General features: G+C 48.0%; 14 protein-coding genes and 1 pseudogene. 13 read left to right on the top strand and 2 right to left on the bottom strand.

From position 1 onward, the window contains the following. Nucleotides 1-21 precede the first annotated feature (21 nt). The 13 genes from PCH05_RS21730 to PCH05_RS21790 all read left to right on the top strand — a co-directional run bounded on the left by PCH05_RS21730 (nucleotide 22) and on the right by PCH05_RS21790 (nucleotide 17073). Nucleotides 22-2340, top strand: coding sequence for an ABC transporter permease (locus PCH05_RS21730; RefSeq protein ID WP_127605832.1), 2319 nt, complete (start codon nucleotides 22-24; stop codon nucleotides 2338-2340). 4 nt (nucleotides 2341-2344) lie between these two features. Beyond that, on the top strand, nucleotides 2345-3103 hold the full coding sequence (locus PCH05_RS21735; protein WP_127605834.1) for an ABC transporter ATP-binding protein: 759 nt from the start codon (nucleotides 2345-2347) through the stop codon (nucleotides 3101-3103). Nucleotides 3104-3583: 480 nt separating this feature from the next. After that, nucleotides 3584-5905, top strand: a complete 2322-nt coding sequence (locus tag PCH05_RS21740) for a helix-turn-helix domain-containing protein (protein ID WP_127605836.1) — start codon at nucleotides 3584-3586, stop codon at nucleotides 5903-5905. Nucleotides 5906-6200: 295 nt separating this feature from the next. Beyond that, complete coding sequence (locus PCH05_RS21745) at nucleotides 6201-7058, top strand: ABC transporter permease (protein WP_127605882.1); 858 nt, start codon at nucleotides 6201-6203, stop codon at nucleotides 7056-7058. 13 nt (nucleotides 7059-7071) lie between these two features. After that, nucleotides 7072-7932, top strand: coding sequence for a carbohydrate ABC transporter permease (locus tag PCH05_RS21750; RefSeq protein WP_127605838.1), 861 nt, complete (start codon nucleotides 7072-7074; stop codon nucleotides 7930-7932). A gap of 76 nt (nucleotides 7933-8008) precedes the next feature. Further along, nucleotides 8009-9559, top strand: coding sequence for an extracellular solute-binding protein (locus PCH05_RS21755; protein ID WP_174806291.1), 1551 nt, complete (start codon nucleotides 8009-8011; stop codon nucleotides 9557-9559). A 32-nt stretch (nucleotides 9560-9591) separates the two neighbouring features. Further along, nucleotides 9592-10686, top strand: coding sequence for an amidohydrolase family protein (locus PCH05_RS21760; RefSeq protein WP_127605842.1), 1095 nt, complete (start codon nucleotides 9592-9594; stop codon nucleotides 10684-10686). Then, nucleotides 10683-11045: a Rieske (2Fe-2S) protein gene (locus PCH05_RS21765; protein ID WP_127605844.1), complete on the top strand. Its 363-nt coding sequence runs from the start codon at nucleotides 10683-10685 to the stop codon at nucleotides 11043-11045. The genes PCH05_RS21760 and PCH05_RS21765 overlap by 4 nt, the downstream gene beginning before the upstream one ends. A gap of 334 nt (nucleotides 11046-11379) precedes the next feature. Beyond that, entirely contained in the window at nucleotides 11380-11955 is a 576-nt protein-coding gene (locus PCH05_RS21770; protein WP_127605846.1) for a GNAT family N-acetyltransferase, read from the top strand. A gap of 167 nt (nucleotides 11956-12122) precedes the next feature. Next, nucleotides 12123-12356: an XRE family transcriptional regulator gene (locus PCH05_RS21775; protein ID WP_127605848.1), complete on the top strand. Its 234-nt coding sequence runs from the start codon at nucleotides 12123-12125 to the stop codon at nucleotides 12354-12356. A gap of 281 nt (nucleotides 12357-12637) precedes the next feature. Further along, entirely contained in the window at nucleotides 12638-14653 is a 2016-nt protein-coding gene (locus tag PCH05_RS21780) for a DUF5054 domain-containing protein (protein ID WP_164766754.1), read from the top strand. A 349-nt stretch (nucleotides 14654-15002) separates the two neighbouring features. Then, the gene (locus tag PCH05_RS21785) at nucleotides 15003-15572 is read left to right on the top strand and encodes an SF0329 family protein (protein WP_127605852.1); all 570 of its coding nucleotides are present in this window, start codon (nucleotides 15003-15005) and stop codon (nucleotides 15570-15572) included. A 310-nt stretch (nucleotides 15573-15882) separates the two neighbouring features. Next, nucleotides 15883-17073, top strand: coding sequence for a DUF4317 domain-containing protein (locus PCH05_RS21790; protein WP_127605854.1), 1191 nt, complete (start codon nucleotides 15883-15885; stop codon nucleotides 17071-17073). Between the two features lie 209 nt (nucleotides 17074-17282). Here PCH05_RS21790 and PCH05_RS21795 read toward each other — a convergent pair. Both PCH05_RS21795 and PCH05_RS21800 read right to left on the bottom strand, forming a co-directional pair. Further along, a pseudogene (locus PCH05_RS21795) lies at nucleotides 17283-18673 on the bottom strand (MFS transporter). 22 nt (nucleotides 18674-18695) lie between these two features. Next, a complete protein-coding gene (locus tag PCH05_RS21800) occupies nucleotides 18696-20996 on the bottom strand; it encodes a glycoside hydrolase family 2 protein (protein WP_127605856.1) in 2301 nt (766 codons plus the stop codon). Nucleotides 20997-21024: the final 28 nt, after the last annotated feature.

The raw sequence follows: 21024 nt of genomic DNA on the forward strand, positions 1-21024 counted from the left end.
GCATGAAAACAGAGGTGGCCCATGTATTATCGGATCATACGCAATGACATGTTAAAGAGTAAGGTAATTACGCTGGCAACGATGATATTTGTCTCAGCCGCAGCAATGCTCGTGTCGCTCGCCGCGATCCTCGTCGTCCATCTTTCAGGTGCGCTGGACATGCTCATGACGCAAGCTAAAACCCCGCATTTTATGCAGATGCATTCGGGTGAAGTGAACATGGCCCGTCTTACGTCATTTGCTGAGCAGAATCATCATGTCGATGATTTCCAAGTCGCCGAATTTGTGAACATCGATGGCTCTAAAATCATTCTTGGTGATCGTTCGCTTGCGAATAGCGTTCAAGATAACGGCTTCAGTATACAGAGTGAAAAATTCGATTACTTACTTGATCTGGACGGCAACATCATTCATGCCTCCGACGGGGAGCTTTATGTTCCAGTCAGCTATATGAGGGATCACACGGCAAAGGTTGGCGACAAGGCATTCGTAAGCGGCAGGGAATTTACTGTGGCGGGATTCCTTCGCGATTCGCAGATGAATTCTGCGCTTGCTTCATCCAAGAGGTTTCTCCTGAGCGCGCATGATTACGCAGAGATCAAAAACCTTGGCAGCACGGAGTATCTTATAGAGTTCAGATTAAAGGACATGTCGGCACTCGGCGCATTCGAATCCGCTTATGCTTCCGCAGGACTTGAAGCGAACGGGCCGACCATTACATATCCGCTGTTAACAATGCTCAACGCACTTTCGGACGGCATCATGATTGCCGTCATCCTTCTGGTAAGTGTTCTGATCGTTATCATCGCATTGCTGTGCATACGCTTTACGCTCCTTGCGAGAATTGAAGGAGATTACAGGGAAATTGGTGTCATGAAGGCCATAGGGCTCAGGGTTTCCGACATGAAGAGAATTTATCTTGCGAAGTACGCAGCAATAGCTGCTGCAGGCAGTGCTGTGGGTTATGCGCTCTCGCTTGTTAGTAAAGGGATGCTCCTTGAGAATATCCGCCTGTATATGGGGGATAGCGGACGTACATCCCTCGCTTCGCTGTTCGGACTCGCCGGTATACTGCTGATATTCCTTGCGATTATGGCCTACGTAAACGGCGTGCTGAGACGCTTTCGGAGCCTGTCTGCTGCAGAAGCCATACGCAGCGGCACTTCACATGAACAAGGCGCGGGTGCAAAGCAGTTTCGCTTGAGCGGAAACAGATGGTTCAGCACCAATGTTTTTCTGGGGGTACAGGATGTTCTTGCACGGAAAAAACTTTACGCTACAATGCTTGTCGTTCTCGTGATTTCGTCCTTTATCATGATTGTTCCGCAGAACCTGTACAGCACGATTTCTTCCAAAAGCTTCGTTCAATATATGGGGATTGGAACTTACGATATGCGGATGGACGTTCAGCAGACCGGTCCTATTCCCACGAACACATCTGAAATCGAAAACCGTATGAGAAGCGACAGCGATATTTCCCGTTACGCCGTCTTGACCACCAAAGCATTCAAAGTAAAGAAGGAAAACGGATCGGAGGAAAATATAAAAATTGAACTCGGGGATCATTCGGCATTCCCTATCTATTATTCCAAGGGTCGAGCGCCCGCTGCCGAAAACGAAATTGCCCTTTCCGCATTGAACGCCGAGGAGCTCGGCAAACAGGTCGGTGAACGTATGACACTAACGGCTGAGGGAGCGGAAAAAGCATTAACGGTAAGCGGCATTTATTCCGACATTACAAACGGCGGCAAAACCGCAAAGGCCGTGTTCACTGATCATACGGCAGATACGATGTGGGCTGTGATCTGCGCGGAGCTTTCGGATCCATCTCTTATCGATCAAAAAGTGTCGGAGTATAAGAACAGGTTTGCTTTTGCAAAAGTTTCCGACATTGAGGAGTTTGTTGCACAGACGTTCGGATCAACGATAAGCTCCGTTAAAAAGGCATCCGTCGCCTCCGCCTTGGTTGCGTTAGTCATAACGCTTCTCATTACACTGCTGTTTATGAAGCTCCTCATCGCGAAAGACAAATATTCCATTGCCGTGCTGAAAGCACTCGGTTTTACGAATTCGGATATCAGGGCGCAGTATATTTCCCGTTCCGTCGTCGTTCTAATCGCCGGCCTGATTCTGGGCACGCTGCTGGCGAACACGCTCGGAGAGCTGCTGGCGCGTACGGTGATCTCCTCCTTTGGAGCATCGACATTTACGTTTGCGATCCATCCGCTATCCGCGTACCTGCTCATACCACTCATGATGATCGGTTCTGTACTGATCGCAACCATCATCGGTTTAACGGGTGCAGGCCAAATAAAAATTTCCGAGAGTATGAAGGGGTAGGCATATGAAGAAGATGATGATCGGTGACCGGATCGTAAAATCATTCGGTGAGGGCCGTGAAAGGCGTCATGTTCTAGATGGCGTATCCATGGAAATCAATGAGGGAGAATTCGTCGCGGTTATGGGTCCCTCGGGTTCGGGAAAATCGACGCTGATGTTCGCGCTCAGCGGGACGGACAGCGTGGATAGCGGAAAGGTCGTTGTTGACGGGAAGGATTTATCGACCATGGGGGAGAATGAGCTCTCAGATCTCCGCCGGACGACAATGGGGTTTGTATTTCAGCAGCCAACGATGCTGAGTAATCTGAATATCCTTGACAACATCATTCTTCCGGCCATGCGGGATAACAGAAACAATGTAACGAAAATTTCGGAGAAGGCCAGATTGCTTATGCAGAGGGTAGGCATAGCGGATCTCGAGAAGCGGGATATTACACAGGTTTCGGGAGGTCAGCTTCAACGTGCGGGAATATGCCGGGCGCTTATAAACAGCCCCAAAATGATTTTCGGAGACGAGCCTACGGGTGCGCTCAACTCACAATCCGCCCAAGAGATGATGGACATCTTATCTGAAATCAACGCTGACGGTACGGCCGTGATGCTCGTAACGCATGACGCGAAGGTCGCGGCTCGGACAGAGCGTATTATGTTTATGCGGGATGGAACCATCGTAAGCGAGCTGAAGCTTCCCAAGCTCGAAGGAATGGACATGGATCAAAGGATCGAGGAAGTAACGGAGAAGATGCGAGAGATCGGAATTTGATCGAATAGAATTAATAAATACAAGAAGATTTGAGACCAGAACGCATGGTTTAACTCACCCTTATCGTCCAGTTTTGTTAGTTTATTCTGATTTTAAAAAAGAGCTTATGTCTTGGCATATTTTGCCGAATAAATCAAAAATCAGGGTCATTTCACAATATAGCTTAATTCCTTATTGAAGTAACGGGTAACATGAGTTGAAAAAGTATTGGCGTGTAAGTCAACGTTTATAAACGTTGGCTTTTTCTGTCTTATCCGGACCATTCGAATCCCCTAGAACAAACCGATGAGGATTTCTGGAATACATGCGTCAGGCGCCCACCGTCAAAGATAACCCTAATATTCCAGATAAAAGGTTCTGATAATCTGTGGCATTTTGTAAAGTAAATAATTACAAATGTAGTGAAAATAGTTTAAGATTGGAATGAAATAATATTTTATAATCGAGTTTGATTTATGAAATTTTATTAGGAGGGTTGTCATGGTGAACCGTTTCTGGCAAACGTATCGCACGGTGCTGTTTTGTCGTTTATTCGCTAACTACTTCGCGCTGATTCTGATCCCAGTCATCGTATCCGCCGTACTGACCAATTTTTTTGTCGTCCGGTTGATTGAGCACGATGCAGAGAGATTGAACAATACCATCATGCAGCATTTCTCGGAGCAAACCGATGACACCTTCGCCTCTCTCGAACGTGATATGGTGAACATGCTGTCAACGGCAAGCATCAAGAGCTTTCCCAGAACGTCCGGCAATCTCGCTGAACTCACACAGCACTATGAACGGATCCACTCGCTCATGCAACAACTGAATAAACTGGATTCGGAAAATCTGGTGTACAAATCGTTCCTGTACTTTGCGAGCGAAGATCTGGTCATCGACGGCAATACATACAACAGCAAAGACGAGTATTTCCAGGAACAGTATCTGATCAAAGATACGGATATACCCTCCTACTTTGCGAATTTTACCGGCAAGAAATCGATGGTTTTTACAAAACCGCATACCGTATTTGAAAGGCCGCCATTCACTCGGGACATCGTCTCAACCCACCTGAACACCGCCATGCTGATGAGCTATCCATTCAACAATAGCAATCCCGAAGTCTATTTGGTCGTGAATCTTGATCTGAATAAGCTTCGCGAGCGATTGGGCATTCAGGAGAAATGGGTAACGGATACGATGCTGGTCAACTCCTCCGGCTCCGTCCTGATCTCAAACGGATCGTCCGAGCTACAGCCTGATTCATTCGCAGCGCTGATCCGTATGAATCCGGAACAAGCCTTATTTTTAAACCAGAACAAGAAAGCGCTATCATTCACCAAATCCCGGTTCAATGATACTTGGTATTATGTAAGCATGATCGATCTGCCCACTCTAATGAAGCCGGCAAGCACGATCCGCACGATGACGTTCGTACTGCTTGGCATGTTTATCGTCGTAGGCGGTTTGGTTTCTTTTTATTTGAGCCGGAGGCTGTACAACCCGATCCACGAAATTAAAACGGGACTGGAATCACAGCATCAGCATCTGGAAGACGCACCGGGCTCCCACAGCGGCAATGAGTTCGATACGATAAAACGGTGTTCGCATGTGCTCATCTCTAAAAACAAAGAGCTGATACAGACGGTAAGCGGCATGTTCCCGATCGTCCAGGAGCAATTTATTGCTAGAGTGTTGTTTGGTGAATACCGCGACAGCCTATCGATCGAATATTACGCGAAAGAAATTGCCTTCCCTTACAAGCCGGTATCAGCCGCAACGGTCTTCTGCATCGATATCCAATACTATTCGCCATTCGCGCAGCAGCTGTCTGAGACGTCCAAATCATTTATGCTGGCCGAGTTGAAGGAGAACATTCGCAAGCTGTCCCCGGCACTCATTTGGGTATGTCAAACCCGTTCCGAACAATTGTCCTGCGTATTGCATCACGAAGATAACCGGCTCTGCGACCCCGCTGAGACAGCGGATGTTATAAAGATGCTCCTGGAGCATCCTTACTACAAAGCGTCCATTGGAATCGGGAAAACGGTTCATTCTGTCGCCGCCCTCCATCAGTCTTACAACGATGCGCTCTCGATGCTCCATTATAAGAGCTTGCACGCGGGTGCCGAAATTTGCAGCGAACAAAGAGTGTGGAAGGAGCGATCGGCAGGTGACAGTTTCTTGTCTTCACAAGAAGTGAACCGGATCTTCAATAGATATAAAGCTGGCGATTGCAAAAACCTGCTTCAGTCCGTGTTCGACTTGCTGGATGCCGGAATGCGGAGCAATGCGAACGCACATCAGATGAAGAACCTGGCCACAGATGTGCTGAATACCTGGGCTCGCGCCATCGAAAGCGAGCGGAATGATTTTGATATCTCGGTCCATTCCGAGTTGTTTGCTGCCATCAACCGCTGTGTAACCTGGGAAGAATTGAGACAAACATTCCGGGAAATACATGGCGTATTGTTCCGGACCACGGAAGCACCGGACCGGAAACAACAGTTTGAAGAAATTTTGGACTATATTCAGACCCATTATAACGAAGAGCTCTCCATTGAATATTTCGCGGAGCAAACGAACATGTCCGCCGGTCATTTCAGCCGCATGTTCAAGGAAGAGGTGGGTGAGAAGTATGTGGAGTACATCGCCAAGTACAGGATTTCGAAAGCGAAGCAATTTTTGCTCGAGACGGATCTGAAAATTGATGATATAGCCGAACAAATTGGCTATTGGGGAAGGAACTCGTTCATCCGTAATTTCCGCCGTTACGAAGGAATTACTCCGGCCAAATATCGCACGATCCATCAATCATGAGTCTTCTTTTTTTCGAAGTCTCATTTTTTTCTCCTGCTGATCATGCGGATTGCGGTGTCATACGGCTTGTAAAAATGGAGACATTCCGAAAACTTGGTGCTTTACCGGCGGCGTGTCACAACCTATAGTCAGAGCCAACATTCGGCTCGCGTTCAAACGCCTGCCAAAGGAGGTGAAACCGTTGTCATTGAATCGAAGTGATGCCGCGAACGCACAAATACCAGCCCGAGTCCAAAGTGGAAAGATTGCTTCTCTCCGATTCAAGCTGAAGAAGTACAGAACGTTATATTTGTTAATGCTGCCCGGCATTCTGTATTACATCCTCTTCAAGTATGCACCGATGTACGGGGTGATCATCGCGTTTCAGAATTTCTCGATCGGCCGGGGGATCATGGGCAGCAAGTTTGTTGGGCTGCAGCATTTTATTGATTTTTTCCTCAATACGCCGGATGCCTGGAAGCTGGTCCGGAATACGGTCATGCTCAATGTGTACGACCTGCTATTTCGTTTTCCGGCGCCGATCATCCTTGCCTTGCTGTTCCATGAAATCAGAAGCCGGAAGTTCAAATGGTTCGTGCAAAGTGTGAGTTATATGCCTCACTTTCTATCTACCGTCGTGATTGCCGGTATTATGGTTACCTTTTTGTCGCAGCAGACCGGAATTATCAATCATATACTCGACTGGCTCGGCGTCGGGCGAATGATGTTTCTCGGCGAGCCGGGATGGTTCCGAACGATCTACGTAGGCTCGGAAATTTGGCAAACGATCGGCTGGGGTACCATCTTGTACTTGGCGGCGATTGCCGGCGTTGATCCGACCTTGTATGAGGCTGCTAAAATTGATGGCGCCAATCGGTTTCAACAAATGCGACATGTGACCTTCATCGGCATGATTCCCGTGATGATCGTCCTGTTTGTTCTGACGCTTAGCCATTTCATGGAAACCGGCTTTCAAAAAATTATTTTACTGTACAATCCGATGACCTATGAAACCGCGGACGTCCTCAATACTTACATTTACCGGCGCGGCATCCTATCCGCCGACTTCAGCTTCGCTACGGCTGTCGGTTTGTTCCAGTCGGTGATCGGATTCGTGCTGGTCGTGTCAGCGAATCGTGTCGTCAAGAAGTTCTCGGATACAAGTCTATGGTGAAGGGGGGCTAGTCATGAAAATCAAGGAAAGCTTCGGCTCGAGGTTATTTGACGCGGTTAACATCTTCCTCATGATCATTCTTATTATTGTCATGGTATATCCACTCATATATGTGTTTTCCGCTTCTATCAGTGATAACGCGATGGTCATGAGCGGGCGGGTCGTTCTCTGGCCCAAATCGATTAACTTCGTTGCTTATGAAAGGCTCCTCGGCAATCCGGATCTATGGATCAGCTATTGGAATACGATTCGTTATACCGCCGTTCAAACCTTCTTATCACTTGCCGTTACATCTGCCATGGCTTATCCGCTTGCCAAAAAGGGGCTCCCCGGCCGTCCGCTGATATTGTTTCTGGCAGCCTTCACGCTGATGTTCGGAGGGGGGATGATCCCGACCTTCCTTGTGGTGCAAAATCTGGGCCTGCTTGATACGATGTGGGCGATCGTGCTGCCGTCGCTGGTAAGCACTTGGTATCTGTTCATCATGCGAACCTTTTTCGAGGGATTGCCGGAAGAGCTGGAAGATGCCGCTACCATGGACGGCTGCGGCACGATGCAGGTGTTCCTGCGGATTGTACTTCCGCTTTCACTCCCCGTACTCGTCTCCATCGGTTTGTTTACTGCCGTCAATCAATGGAATTCGTTCTTCGATGCGCTGATCTATTTGAACGATCGGAGCATGTATCCTTTGCAGATCATGCTGCGCAACATTATTATCGCCGGCTCGAATGTCCAGGGCGAAGGCAACACCGACTATATAGAGACGCTGAAATACGCCATGATTACGATCGCAACGGTGCCGATCTTATGCGTGTATCCGTTTATTCAAAAGTATTTTGTACAGGGCACCATGATCGGTGGAATCAAGGGATAGATATAGATTCCACCGGAATCTATTCCTATATATCCAATGCAAAATAAAAGGAGGGTTCAAACAAGTGAGTAAAAGAATGATGGCCATCATCCTTTCTGCGGTAATGCTGAGCGCTCTGACCGCCGGCTGCAGTGGAAAAGGCGGAAAGCAAGAAGGGGCAAACGGAGGGGGGGCAGACTCGACCAAGCCCATTACGTTCTCTTGGCTGGTTTACGACCGCCCGGAAGGAAAGGTAAAGAATGATTGGGAAATCTTCAAGGAAATTGAAGCGAAAACGGGCGTCAAAGTGGATTGGCAGGTCGTCAGCCAAGAGGGCTTGACGGAGAAGCGGCAGATTATGATCGCTACCAACACAATCACGGATATCAGCCAACCGTCTAATCAAGAGGCCAGGGAGAATGGGCCGGAGAAGGTATTCCTGAATTTGAAGGATTATTTGGATATCGCGCCCAATCTCAAAAAGTTTTATGATACGTACCCGGAAGCGAAAGCCGTGGCCACGGGCGCGGACGGCGGCATTTACGACGTGCCTGTGCTCGAAGGTGATCCCGCCGGTAAAGGCTTCAATTATATTTGGATGGCGCGCAAGGATTTGATGGATAAATACAACTTGAAGGCCCCCACCAATCTCAATGAATTTTATCAATTCCTGAAAGACATGAAAGCTAAAGAGCCGGACAGCTACCCGCTCAGCTTCAATACCCCGGTCACGGCGGATACCGGAATGTATACCGTATTCGGAAAGATATTCACGGGTATTTCAGGCTTTTTCAATCAAAGTCCGACGGAAAACAAATACGAGTTCGCGCCTTACAACAGCGGATATAAGGATGCACTCGCATTTATGAATAAGCTGTATACGGAAAAGCTGCTTGATCCCGAATTTTATTTGTTGACGCCGGATCAGTGGGAAGAACGGTTCTTAAAAGGAAAGTCGTCTGTAACCTACTACTGGAAGGCGGAAGTGAACCCGACGATCGATAAAGCGAAGCAAGCGGGCACGCCGAATTACGACCTGGAAGCGCTTCCTGAGTTTGCTGCTGACGGCGTAAAGACGTACCAGTTTTCCCGTCCGGTCGTAGGATCGGTGGGGCGGGCCATTTCGGCTAAAGTCAAGGATAAGGAAAGAGCCGTCAAATTCCTCGACTATCTCGTAAGTGAAGAAGGCACCAAATATTTGTCGCTCGGCATTGAAGGCAAGTCGTATACCCTGGAGAACGGGGAGCCTGTCTATATGAAAGAATTCGGCGCTAGCCCGTATGTGCCGCTGCGGCGCGATTTCGGCGTATGGTACGACAACATTTCGCTGAACAACGCACTCGCACGTCAAACGTGGGAGAGAGGCCTCGACGACAAAAGCAAAGCGATCAACAGCAGCTATGAAAAATTCATCATTCCAGCTCCTAAGGCGCTCGTGAAGACGACGGAAGAGCTCGATCTGGAAAAATCGAAGCTGACCCCGCTCACCAAGTTTTTGGAGCAGAAAATTACGGAATTCGTCACAGGCAAGACGCCGATTACCGATGCAAACTACCAGCAGTTCCTGGATCAATTGAAGAAGCTCGGCGCCGATGAACTGTTGGATATGTACAATACGGCATATACGCGCACATATGGCTCTAAGTAAGCGGTCAGATACAAATCAAAGGAGGGCATAGAATGCGATCCGCATCGTTTATCGTAGATGCTGACATCCACAATGCAATCGACAAACCGCAGGACCTGCTGCCTTATCTGCCGAAAGTATGGCATCAACAATGGCTCGAAAGCGGGATCGGTGTGCACGGGCAGTATTATTCGCCCGTAGGTGTACTGCGTCAGGACGCAAAGCCCGACAATGGAGGCTCGGCCGGAAGCGATCCACAGTTTGTCCTTCAGCATTATATGGAACCGTTCGGTATCGATTATGGCATCCTAACGGGCGGAGGAGAGCAGGGCCTTTCTCTTCATGCCGATCCGGACTATGCGAATGCCGTCGCTGCCGCCTTCAACGATTGGCTGGCGGATCATTGGCTGAGCGTCAGCCCGAAATTCAAAGGCTCCATTCAGATTAACCATTCCGACCCGGCCGAAGCCGTCAAGGAAATCGACAGGATGGGATCGCATCCGGGCATGGTGCAGGTCGTGATGGGAAGTGGAGCGCGTATGCCGTATGGCAACCGCTTCTACCATCCGATCTACGAAGCGGCGGAACGGAATGGACTGCCGGTCGCCATTCATCCGGGCACGGAAGGGAAGGGGATATCCGGCGCCCCGACACCTGCCGGGTACCCGACCCGGTATATGGAATGGCACAATATTCTGCCTGCGAATTTTATGACTCATATCAATAGCCTGGTATGCGAAGGGGTGTTCGAAAAATATCCGAAGCTTAAATTTGTAGCGATCGAAGGCGGTATAGCCTGGCTGCCCCATTTGATGTGGCGCATGGACAAAAACTATAAAGCGCTGCGCGATACCACGCCGTGGCTCAAGCGTCTGCCATCGGAGTATATTGTGGAGCATGTGCGGGTAACAACACAGCCGATCGAAGAACCGAAGAAGCCGGAACATTTGCTGCAAATTTTTGAGATGATGCAAGCGGAACAGCTTGCTATGTTCTCGTCCGACTACCCGCATTGGGATTTCGACAACCCGAAAGTGGTGCTGAGAGGCCTTCCTCAGAAGCTGAAGGAACGTATTCTAGGATATACCGCTGCAGAGCTGTACGGCTTCCCGATCCCGGAGGGGCCTAAGGAGGCGGGTCCCGCATGAGAGTGAAAGTGGCGGAGCCAGATGCGATCAGCGACGGAGGCAAACTTATTGTAAAAGTGAAAGAGATGGAAATCGGCCTGTTTCGAATCGAAGGGAAATACTACGCGTGGCGTAACGTTTGTCCGCATGCGGCGGCGCCGGTATGCGCGGGTGCGATTCGAGGGACGCGGCTCCCTTCCGGAGTTTACGATTATGAGTATGGATTGGAGGATCAAGTGCTGCGCTGCCCTTGGCACGGCTGGGAATTCGACCTGAAGAGCGGTCATCACCTGGCTCCAGGCAGCGACGCGAAGCTGCGTGGTTATCCGGTGGAAACCGATGATACCGGGGTATATGTTGTGCTGCGGGAGCGGAGTTGAAGCTTGGTTTACGGCTAAGGAAAGGATTCCTTAGCCGTTTTTTTTTTTTTTTGACATTGCCAAGGGGCAGGGAAACGGCTTTTTGGTCGGCTGCCTTTACTCGACTAACGGGCAGGATCATTCGATCGTTTCTCGAATATTATCTGAGTTGGAAGATGCACAAATCTTATAGGTGAGAATGATTCGTTAGAAGCAAGGGCTCGTTGTGTTGATGAACGGAACTTCAAGTGCAGCCCCTTGGTTTAGGCAATACCACCGTCGTTACTCATACGATCCGTCGCCATCTGTTATTTTCTGGATGCGGATTATATTCATTTCTTGGAGGGATTCCCTTATGACAATCGACAGGAAGGGTCAATTGAATGAGATTCAAATCGAGAGTCGCGATATTCTCTTGAGATTTGCTCAGGAATCCGACCTGAATGATTACTTTTCTTTCTTACATGATCCTGAGATGAAGCGGTTAACGGGGTCACAAATTGAATTCACCCGTGATGTAATTGCCGATTGGATTAGAAAAATCAGTGTCATAAATAATGATCGTGTTGATTTTATGATTGTATTGAAAAGAACAAACGAGCTGCTTGGCGAGGTAGTGCTAAATGAAATCGATTCAATGAACCGGAGTGCAAATATCCGTATCGGCATTCAAGGAACACAGCATCGCGGTAAAGGCTATGGTACGGAAGCTATGATTCAAATGCTTCGTTATGGATTTAACACATTAAAGCTGCATCGAATTCATTTGGGCGTATATACATTTAACCCGCGAGCGATCCATGTATACGAGAAAATTGGTTTTAAACGAGAAGGGTTACAGCGGGACGCATTATATGTAGATGGAAAGTTTCATGATATGGTCACGATGGCTATTCTCGAAGATGAGTTCCGTTTATTATATGAGCCGTGAAGCTGACGAGGAACGATAGCGCGCCATGGAAACCCCCGATAAATTGGGCTGGGCAGAAGCATGTGGAACTTTATCGTCAAGGCCTCCCTTATAAAGTATACTCATGCTGGCAATGGACAACGCTTAAGGTTAAATAAACATTTTCTTATGCGGGAGGTCAGCGCTTCTTGAAATTTGAACTTGGACGTTGCTTGCTGAATGAACGATTGATGGAATCCGGAAAGTCAGCGGAATGGCTGGCAGAAGACTTGCTTTTTAAACCGGAACGAGTTTACGACTTTATGGAAAACAAAAGAGTGATGCCGCTCAAAATTGCCATATCGATCGCCGATTCCATCGGTTGTGATGTTCATGCCTTGTATGAATTAATTCCGAACAAATATGAAGTCAGGGGAAATTAATGGAATAAGTTGCAGGTGGCATGGAGGCTATAAATGAGATCCATTAAGCGAATGGGACACGATCATTCAAAATAAGGGAGCAGAATGCCGTGGGCCGGCAGCTGTTCCTTTTTTAGAGCCATGGCTTCCTGATATTGCAAGCATGTCCACACCATACAAAATGTTGTCCCTTTCGTTCAAAGAATGATATCGTTTGGGCGTTTATCATATCAGATAACACGATTAAAATTCATTTTCTCGTTAGTAGATTTTCACGACGTATGATGACTAAGGAAGGCGTGATGATAGAAATGAAAAAAATCTATGTGGTAAACAAAACGCATCTTGATATTGGTTTTACCGATTTGGCGGAAAATGTATTGCACAAGTATTGCCATGAGTACATTCATAACGCAATCACTTTAGCTGAAGACTTACGAAAAGAGGGCAAAGACTTTGTTTGGACAACAGGCAGCTTTCTTATCGAATATTATTTCAAAACGATGGATGAAGAAGCTTGTAAAAAGCTGGACGACGCCATCAAAAAAGGTTACATTCGCTGGCATGCCATCCCGTGTACGTTTGAATCGGAAACGATGACACCTCAAACTTTACATTACATCATTTCCATCTCCAAAAAGCTAGATGCTCGTTATGGATGCCAAACAACAAGCGCAAAGATGACGGACGTTCCAGGACATACGATTGGGATTGTTGATGAGTTATATCGTCAAGGAATTAAATTCCTGCACATTGGCGTAAATGGCTCGAGCCCCGTTCCGGAAGTCCCAGATACATTTCTATGGAAGCATGGCGAAAGTGAGATCGTTGTCTCTTATTCAAACGACTATGGCGGCGTCATCGGAGTGGATTGCATGGATAACATGCTGGCGTTTATGCATACGCATGATAATAGCGGTCCAGGAACAAGAGAGAAAATTAACGCGTATTTGTCAAAAATGGCGAAAGAGTATCCGGACTATGAGCTTGAAATGACTTCAATGGATAACTTTGCAAATGAAATTTGGGAAGTTCGTGACCAGTTGCCTGTTATTACAGAGGAGATTGGGGACACATGGATTCACGGTATGATGTCTGATCCGAAAATCATTCGTGATTACCGGATTTTAACGAAGTACATGACTGATAACAAAATAGAAAATGAGGATGCTAATTTTTATGCGATGTTAGTTCCAGAGCATACTTGGGGAATGGATATCAAACGCTATTTCAGCGACTATATGAACTATGAAAAGAAAGACTTCCAGCGAGCGCGCAGTTTAGACCAAATTACCGATGCGGATTTAACCTACGCTTATGGCATTGTTAAAGATGCAACGGTTGGCGAAATGCAATTCACGTATAATGAGTGGACGGATCGTTCGTACAGATTTTATGAGTCTTCATGGAAGGAACAACGCAAGAACGTTGATCGTGCAATCGCCTGTTTGGAGCCTGAAGATCAGCATCACATTAAAGAACGGATCGAAGTTCCCTATCATATCTTTGAAAACCAAGGGATTGAATGTGGTTTGGAAGAATTGATTTCGATAAACGGGTATCTAGTGATGTTTGCTAGCGATGGTTCCATCAACCACTTGGAAAAGGATGGAATCCTATACTTTGATCAGGACAACAAACTCGGGGTTCTGAGCTATACCATTGCCGGACAAGATGACTATGATAACCTGCGTTACAACTATTTGCGTGATTTACAGCATAATTGGTGGGCCATTGACTTCTTAAAGCCAGGAATGGAAATTCAAAAACGCATTCAATTGAATGAACATTTCACACCACATGTTGTGAAATTAGTTAAGGCGAATGATTCGATGATTGCAACGTTAAAATATAGCCAAAGAGCGGTGGAGGAGTATGGTGCTCCAAGAGTTGTAAAGGTTAAATATCTATTTGGAGATAAAGTAGAAATTGCACTTTTATTACAGGATAAAGATGCCATTCGTTATCCTGAAATGTATTCTTTTGACATGACGCCACGTCTGAATTCGCCGTACTTAACGAAGATTCGTAAAATCGATACCGTGATTTCACCTTTTGAAGTGGTGGGCCATGGAAATAAGCTGCAGCACATGATTGAAGAGTTAATTTACGATGGCAGCGATAAAAAAATCAATATTAAACCTATGGATACCCCTCTGTTGGGAATCGGAACCCATAACAATCTAAGCTATAACAATAAATACCACCCAGACAACCATAAATTTACGTTTACCCTATTGAACACCACATGGGGAACGAATTTCACCATGTGGTATGAAGAGGATATTTTCGCTCGTTTTGAGTTAGTGCTGGGATAAAAATTTCCTGCGAACTGGGCATGTGCATATGCCCATGCCTCTTGATTATTCTGTTGATGCGTCATTATAAAAGGACCTAGGCAACCTTAGTCCGGTACTCAACCGGGCTAAGGTTGTTTCATTTTTTCAGGAACGAGGGACCTCAATGAATGATTCATTCCGGTTCGTACGGAAAGAAGTGTGACGTCGAAACGAAGGAGAATGAACGTACAGGCGTTACGGGTTGTTTTTTAGCGGGAGGTTATTCATACTGAACAGAGGCGCAATTCACCGCGATATTATTTTTTAATAAAAGATAGCCTGACACCGTACATACGGATAAGCTGGGTTTGAGAATATAGGAGGAACCATGTCCTGGAGTAAATTGAAGCAGCAGCTGGAGAGCTTTCTTTGTCCTGCGCTCATTGGAAGGGTTGAATACCGTGCAACGGGTTATCGCTATTTACCGGATAAAGCAGGGCTTTGTTATATTTCGGTAGATAAAAAGGACGTACTCCGGATGAATGATCGAACGAGTCCGATTCGGTGGTATGGGGCGGAGCTGGAAATTAAGAATGATCCGGATATTCAAATTCCGGTCAGCGATGAGGAAATGGAAGAGGTCAGAAAGAATACCAAGGGGACTGTTCCGGAGGATCGTCTTAAGGTTATTGCAAGAAACAGAAAAATATCGGAATATGCCAAGGAGCTTTTGACGGCACAAGCTTCATTAAGCAAATCCAATTTTGTCGCGACAGCCACTAAGTTTTTGTCTACTTCTATAGAAGAAAGCATCGAGAGCGATGATATTTTATTGAACATCCTGGCTTTGGTGGACAGACGAACCGGAAAAAAACGAATTTTAAACATGTCCGCGAAGATGCAGTTAAAGCATCCGGTTGTGCAGTTTTTTTATGAACTGCGGCGCAGTACATGTTGAGAATATGAAACCCTTCTATATAAGATGAACTTAAGAATTTACCGTTACTCAGCCGAGAGGACGAGTGATTCTGAAGAAGCGGAGCGTCCGCCTGAAAGCTTTCCAAAGGAAAGCTGCATCGGAAGCCTAGCCTTATGCCTCATTGGACACCAGTTTCAAGCGTTTTGGTGACAACAGCGGTCGTAAGGACACTCGTCATCGTAGCGCCTGTAAAACGTAACTTTGTTAAGTTCAATTTATCTAGCGATGGTTTTTTATATCGTTTATACTTATAAAGCCAATTTACTTTCTAGGAGTTGTCTGACGAACCATGAACAAGAAAGAAGTCGCGCACATCCGTAAGCAGTTTAAGCTGGATAATCATTTGATGCATATTTACGATATTCTGAACGTGTACATTATGAAGGAAACGAACGAAATCTATCACTGGGAGCGGAGCCCGTTTGAGCTCGTAGACCGGGAGAAGCAAGAGCTGTACATGGGCAATTTCAAAAAGCTGCTGACCGGCGAATTGGATCATAAGCTGTTCGAGCTTAAGTTCCAGGAGGAAGCGGAGGATCAGAAAGACCCTTCGAAGGTGCTGCTTCACCAAGCGATGCAGACGGGGGATGCGGAGGAGTGGCAGGATTTGATGCTGCTGCTCGTGGACAAAATGATGGCGGACACGATGTATGAACGGGATACGGTCATTACGTTCGTACGCGGGCAATACTACCGGCCGACCAAGGCGAGAAACGATGAAGCCGAGGAGACCGGGAACGATGAAGTATTCGGGCATCCGTTCGTTCTGTGCAGCGTGAATTCTACGGAGAAGCAGCGGAAGGCGCTCTTGTTCGACTATGTGGAGAAAGAGTTCAAGTACAATCTCATCGTGGATCCGATCATCAAGCTCAGCACACCGGAGCAAGGGTTCTTCTATCCCAGCGTGACGGACAATTATTCAGACGTGAACCGGGTTCTCTATTGTACGGGGAAATCGAATGATCCGAATGAGCGGTTCATCTCCGAGGTGTTGAATGCAGAGCGGTCCGTGACGGCCATGGAAGAGCGGGGGATCTTTGAAGACATCGTGAAGGAAGTGGCAGGTGAACAGCTGGATTCCGCCACGATCGCGCACGTGTACGAGGAGATTCATCACGTGATTGAATCGCATCAGGATGAGGAAGAACCCGCGAAGCTGGATTATACCGATGTGGAGCGCGTGCTGACCGCAAGCGGCGTAGATCATGTCACCAAGGAAGCCGTGGAACGGGCGTTCGAGACCGTCGTAGACGATAAGAACTATGAACTGAAGGCAAGCAGCGTGATCCCGAAATTCACGTCCAAATCGATCAAGATCGATACCAAGGTGGCCACGATTACGATCAGCCCGCAAGACTTAAGGTATATTAAACAGGTGAGCTTTCAAGGCAAACGCTGCATTATGATCGAGGTTGACGAGGATGCCGTCATCGAGGGCTTTACGCTCACAACGGAGACATTGTTGGAAAAAGCGGATTGAAGCGATCATGCAGCGGGTTACTCGAGCAGAGATAACAGCATCATCGAAATCATAGATACACAAGAGAATGTCCCGCAGGGGACATTCTCTTTTTTTACGACGAAACGCCTTTAACTTAAGTAGAGCACAGAGGCCGCCACGCAATGTTCCATGCTCCTTGGTTCGGGCAGGGAAATTCGGGATTCGGGATGACAGGATGTAAAATGGCTCTATTGCCTGTTTCTCCTAGCCGACAAGTCGGAAGCCAACTGATTCGTGCGCCGCTTGTTCAGCGGATACAAGAACACAAGAATGAGGAATACCACCAAATAGATCATCGCAGGTACTAAAGTCCCCAGAGAGAAGATTCCGTGCAGCGTCTCCTGTGTCTGTTTCTCGATAGCTGCGTTATACCCGACGGCTGCGATGGCGAACCCGCCGATGCCTCCTGCAATGGCCTGGCCGACTTTCCTTGCCATGGAATAAAGCGCGTACACGGTCGCGTCTTCGCGCAATTCGGTCAAGAATTCATGATAATCGATTACATCGGTCACGAACGCCCACGAAACGATGCTCATGAAGCCCATTCCGAACATCCCGATGCCGGACATCATGATGTACTGCGTCACCGTAGGCTCGGGGAGGAGAAAGATGATGAAATACGAGAGGGATGCGATCAGCATGCCCATCGACGCAATTTCCTTCTTCCCGAACCGGGCAACCAGCGGCTTCGCGAACGGAATGGCCAGGAACGTAGCCGCGATCTGGACTAAACCGACCATGTATTTCCAAAATAATCTTTGAACAAATAGGTGTTTACCGTACTGGAGAGCATCGTACAAACGAGCATGATGAGCGAGGCAGCCAGAATGGAAATCAAAGGTTTATTTTTGACCAAGCCTCTTACCGTGCTGCCCAAATTCACTTTTTCCTTCGTGATTTCGGGTGCGACGACCCGTTCCTGTGACAGCTTATAGCATGCCAGATAGCAGCATAATGCCAGCACGCCGAAGACCATCGCGGCCATGAACATGCGATCGGCGGAAATTTTATTATCCACGAATACGATTATCGGTCCAATCACGCCGATGACCAAGCCCGCTAACATGGCGCCCATCGTTCTCCAGGTGGATAACGTCGTACGCTCGACCGGGTCATTGGTAATGACCGATGCCATGGAACCGTAAGGGATATTCACCGTGCTGTATAAGGTTCCCCAAGCGATATACGTCACGAATGCCCATGCGAGATAGAACCCGTTAGACATGCCCGGAATGGATATAAACATGAGCACGCCCGATACGACAAGCGGCAGGGACATTCTTAGAATCCACGGCCTGAACTTCCCATGGATGGCCGCCTTTCGCGTATCGATGAACCGCCCCCAGGCCATATCGGCGAATGCATCCCACAAACGGGCGATCAGGAACAAGATGCCGACCGTCGCCGCGCTGATATGGAACACGTCTGTGTAGAATACCATTAAGAAAGAGCTGGTGAGAATAAAGAAGAAGTCGTTTCCCAAATCGCCGAACAAATAACCGAATTTATCTCGCCACCCGAACGGACGGTCTTGGCCGACCGAGGGGGGCGCATCGCTTCTTAGAGCCGTATTGGGCATACTTGCACTCTCCTTCTTTATTTCACTTCTTAATTTGGGTTAATTCTTTATTTAGCCGGTATAGGAATTGGTCTGAGAGATCATCCGACAGGGAAGCGAGCATATCGATCTTGAGCGATTTCAACATGTCGAACATCGGATTCTCGCTTAAGTCGCCCATGAACCTCTTCAGAACCGCATTCGCTTGCTCGTTATCCATCAGCGCGCCGATCGTATCGCGGGTCGAATAGACGTCCGGCGTGATCTCGAGCTCCTCCATTTGAATGTCGTCATGGGCATCCTCCGGCACTTTAAACCAGTTGGATACGACGCCGCCTTTACTTTCCGGAGCCGTATAGCTGAGGTTGGGCTCATCGCTTTTACTCCATCTGGCGACATCCACATGGATTTCCCCGTCCTGCTGCGAAACCGCCTTAATCTCGTTCCAGCCGTCCTGCAAGCGGACATTCTCGAACATGAAGATATGATGATCGCCCGTTTTCGCGGCCACTTCCTTGCCGTTCACATACAGGGTCACTTCGTCGCAGTTCGAGTAAATTTTGACGTTCATGTCGGCATCCGGCCGGTCAATGAACCGTTTGCCGGCAATATGGACGAATTTGCGGTCAGACCAATGGGCTTTGTACAGATAGAAGGCGTCTTTTTTGATTTTGCGGTCATACGTGACCAAGCCCTTGTTGTTTCTCCCCTTCACGCCGCCTTCATCACGGATGTTGGCGCCGAAGTCGAACATGTTCCACACATAAGTGCCCCAGAGGTACGGGCGTTTCGCGAAAATATTCCAAACCTTTTCATGCAAGAGCGCATGGTATTCTTCCGTATAATCCTTCACCTTCGGATCGCTGCTGTGATATTGCAGGATTCCCTCGACGCCGTATTCCGAGATGCCAAGCTTCGCGTTCGGATTCAGCTCGTGATAACGGTCCAGCCAGCTTTCGAAATCCTCCGGTTTCCCGCCGTACCAGCCGAAGTAATGGTTATAACCGACCACATCGGTGATGTAGTTGTACGCATCGTCCATTTCGACGAAGCTGACATTCGCCATCGTCGTGAGACGGGTCGGATCTTCCTTTTTCGTCAGCTCATGCAATTGTTGGACCAATCGCCGGACTTCCGGCCGGTCGCCGCCGATTTGGATTTCGTTCTGTACGCCCCAGAACATGATCGACGGATGATTGAAGTTCTGACGGATGAGCTCGATCATCTGCTGCTTGGCGTTGACGCCTTCGAGCTCGGTCTTCGACATAACCGAAATGAACGGAATCTCCGCCCAGATCACCATGCCTTCCTGGTCGCACAGATCGTAGAAATATTGATCATGCTGATAGTGGGCCAGGCGAATCGAAGTGGCGCCGACTTCTTTGATCAGCTCCATATCTTCTTGATGCTCCCGTTTCGTAATGGCCCAGCCCATGTCTTTGCGGTCCTGGTGCCGGGAAACCCCGTGCAAGGGAAGATGCTCGCCGTTCAAGAAGAAGCCTTGCTCGGGATCGACCTTGAAATATCGTACGCCGAACGGAATCGAAACCTCGTCGATCGTATCGTTAAAGCTGGTGATGGACACCTTGGCTTGATAAAGATAGGCATGTTTGCGGCCGTTCCATAGTACCGGATGCTCGATGACGGCAGGGACAACCACTTCCTTCGTTTCTCCGGCTGCGAGGAAGACTTCCTGCGCCGCATAAGCAACGGATTCTCCGCGTGGATCGAGCAGATCCACCCAAAGTCTGACTTTCTTTTCTTCGTCCCGATCATTCGTAATTTTGGTTTTGACGCTCAAGCTGGCACGTTCATTCGTGACGTCGTCCTGGACGACATACACGCCTTGGGAGCCGTAATCGAGTAAATCGAAATGGACCGGATTCGCGATTACCAGATTGACATCCCGATAGATCCCGCCATAGAACGTAAAGTCGGCCATTTGGGGATACACATCGTCATAGAGCGCGTTATCGACCTTCACTGCCAATAGATTGGTTTTGCCGAATTCGACCGCGTCCGTAATATCAAAGCGGAAGATGGAGTACCCGCCTTTATGCTGCCCGACATGGACGGTGTTCACGTACACATCCGTAATGCTGTTCGACCCGTGAAACTCGATGAAAATGGCATTGCCTTGCTCGCGGGACGAAATGGTGAACTCTTTGCGGTACCAGCAGGCCCCTTTGAAATATTCGAAGCCGTTCGCTCCGTCGATCGCATTCCAAGTATGGGGAAGATCGACGGATTCACCGTTCCCGTTCTCAAAGGCGGCTTGAATGGCCGCTTCGTCATCATCCTTTATAAATTTCCAGCCTTGGTTCAGATTCGATATTTTTCGCACAGCAAGACCCCCTTGGTTGATATCGCGC

The sequence above is a fragment of the Paenibacillus chibensis genome (assembly GCF_004001045.1).
GTDB lineage: Bacteria > Bacillota > Bacilli > Paenibacillales > Paenibacillaceae > Paenibacillus_AQ > Paenibacillus_AQ chibensis.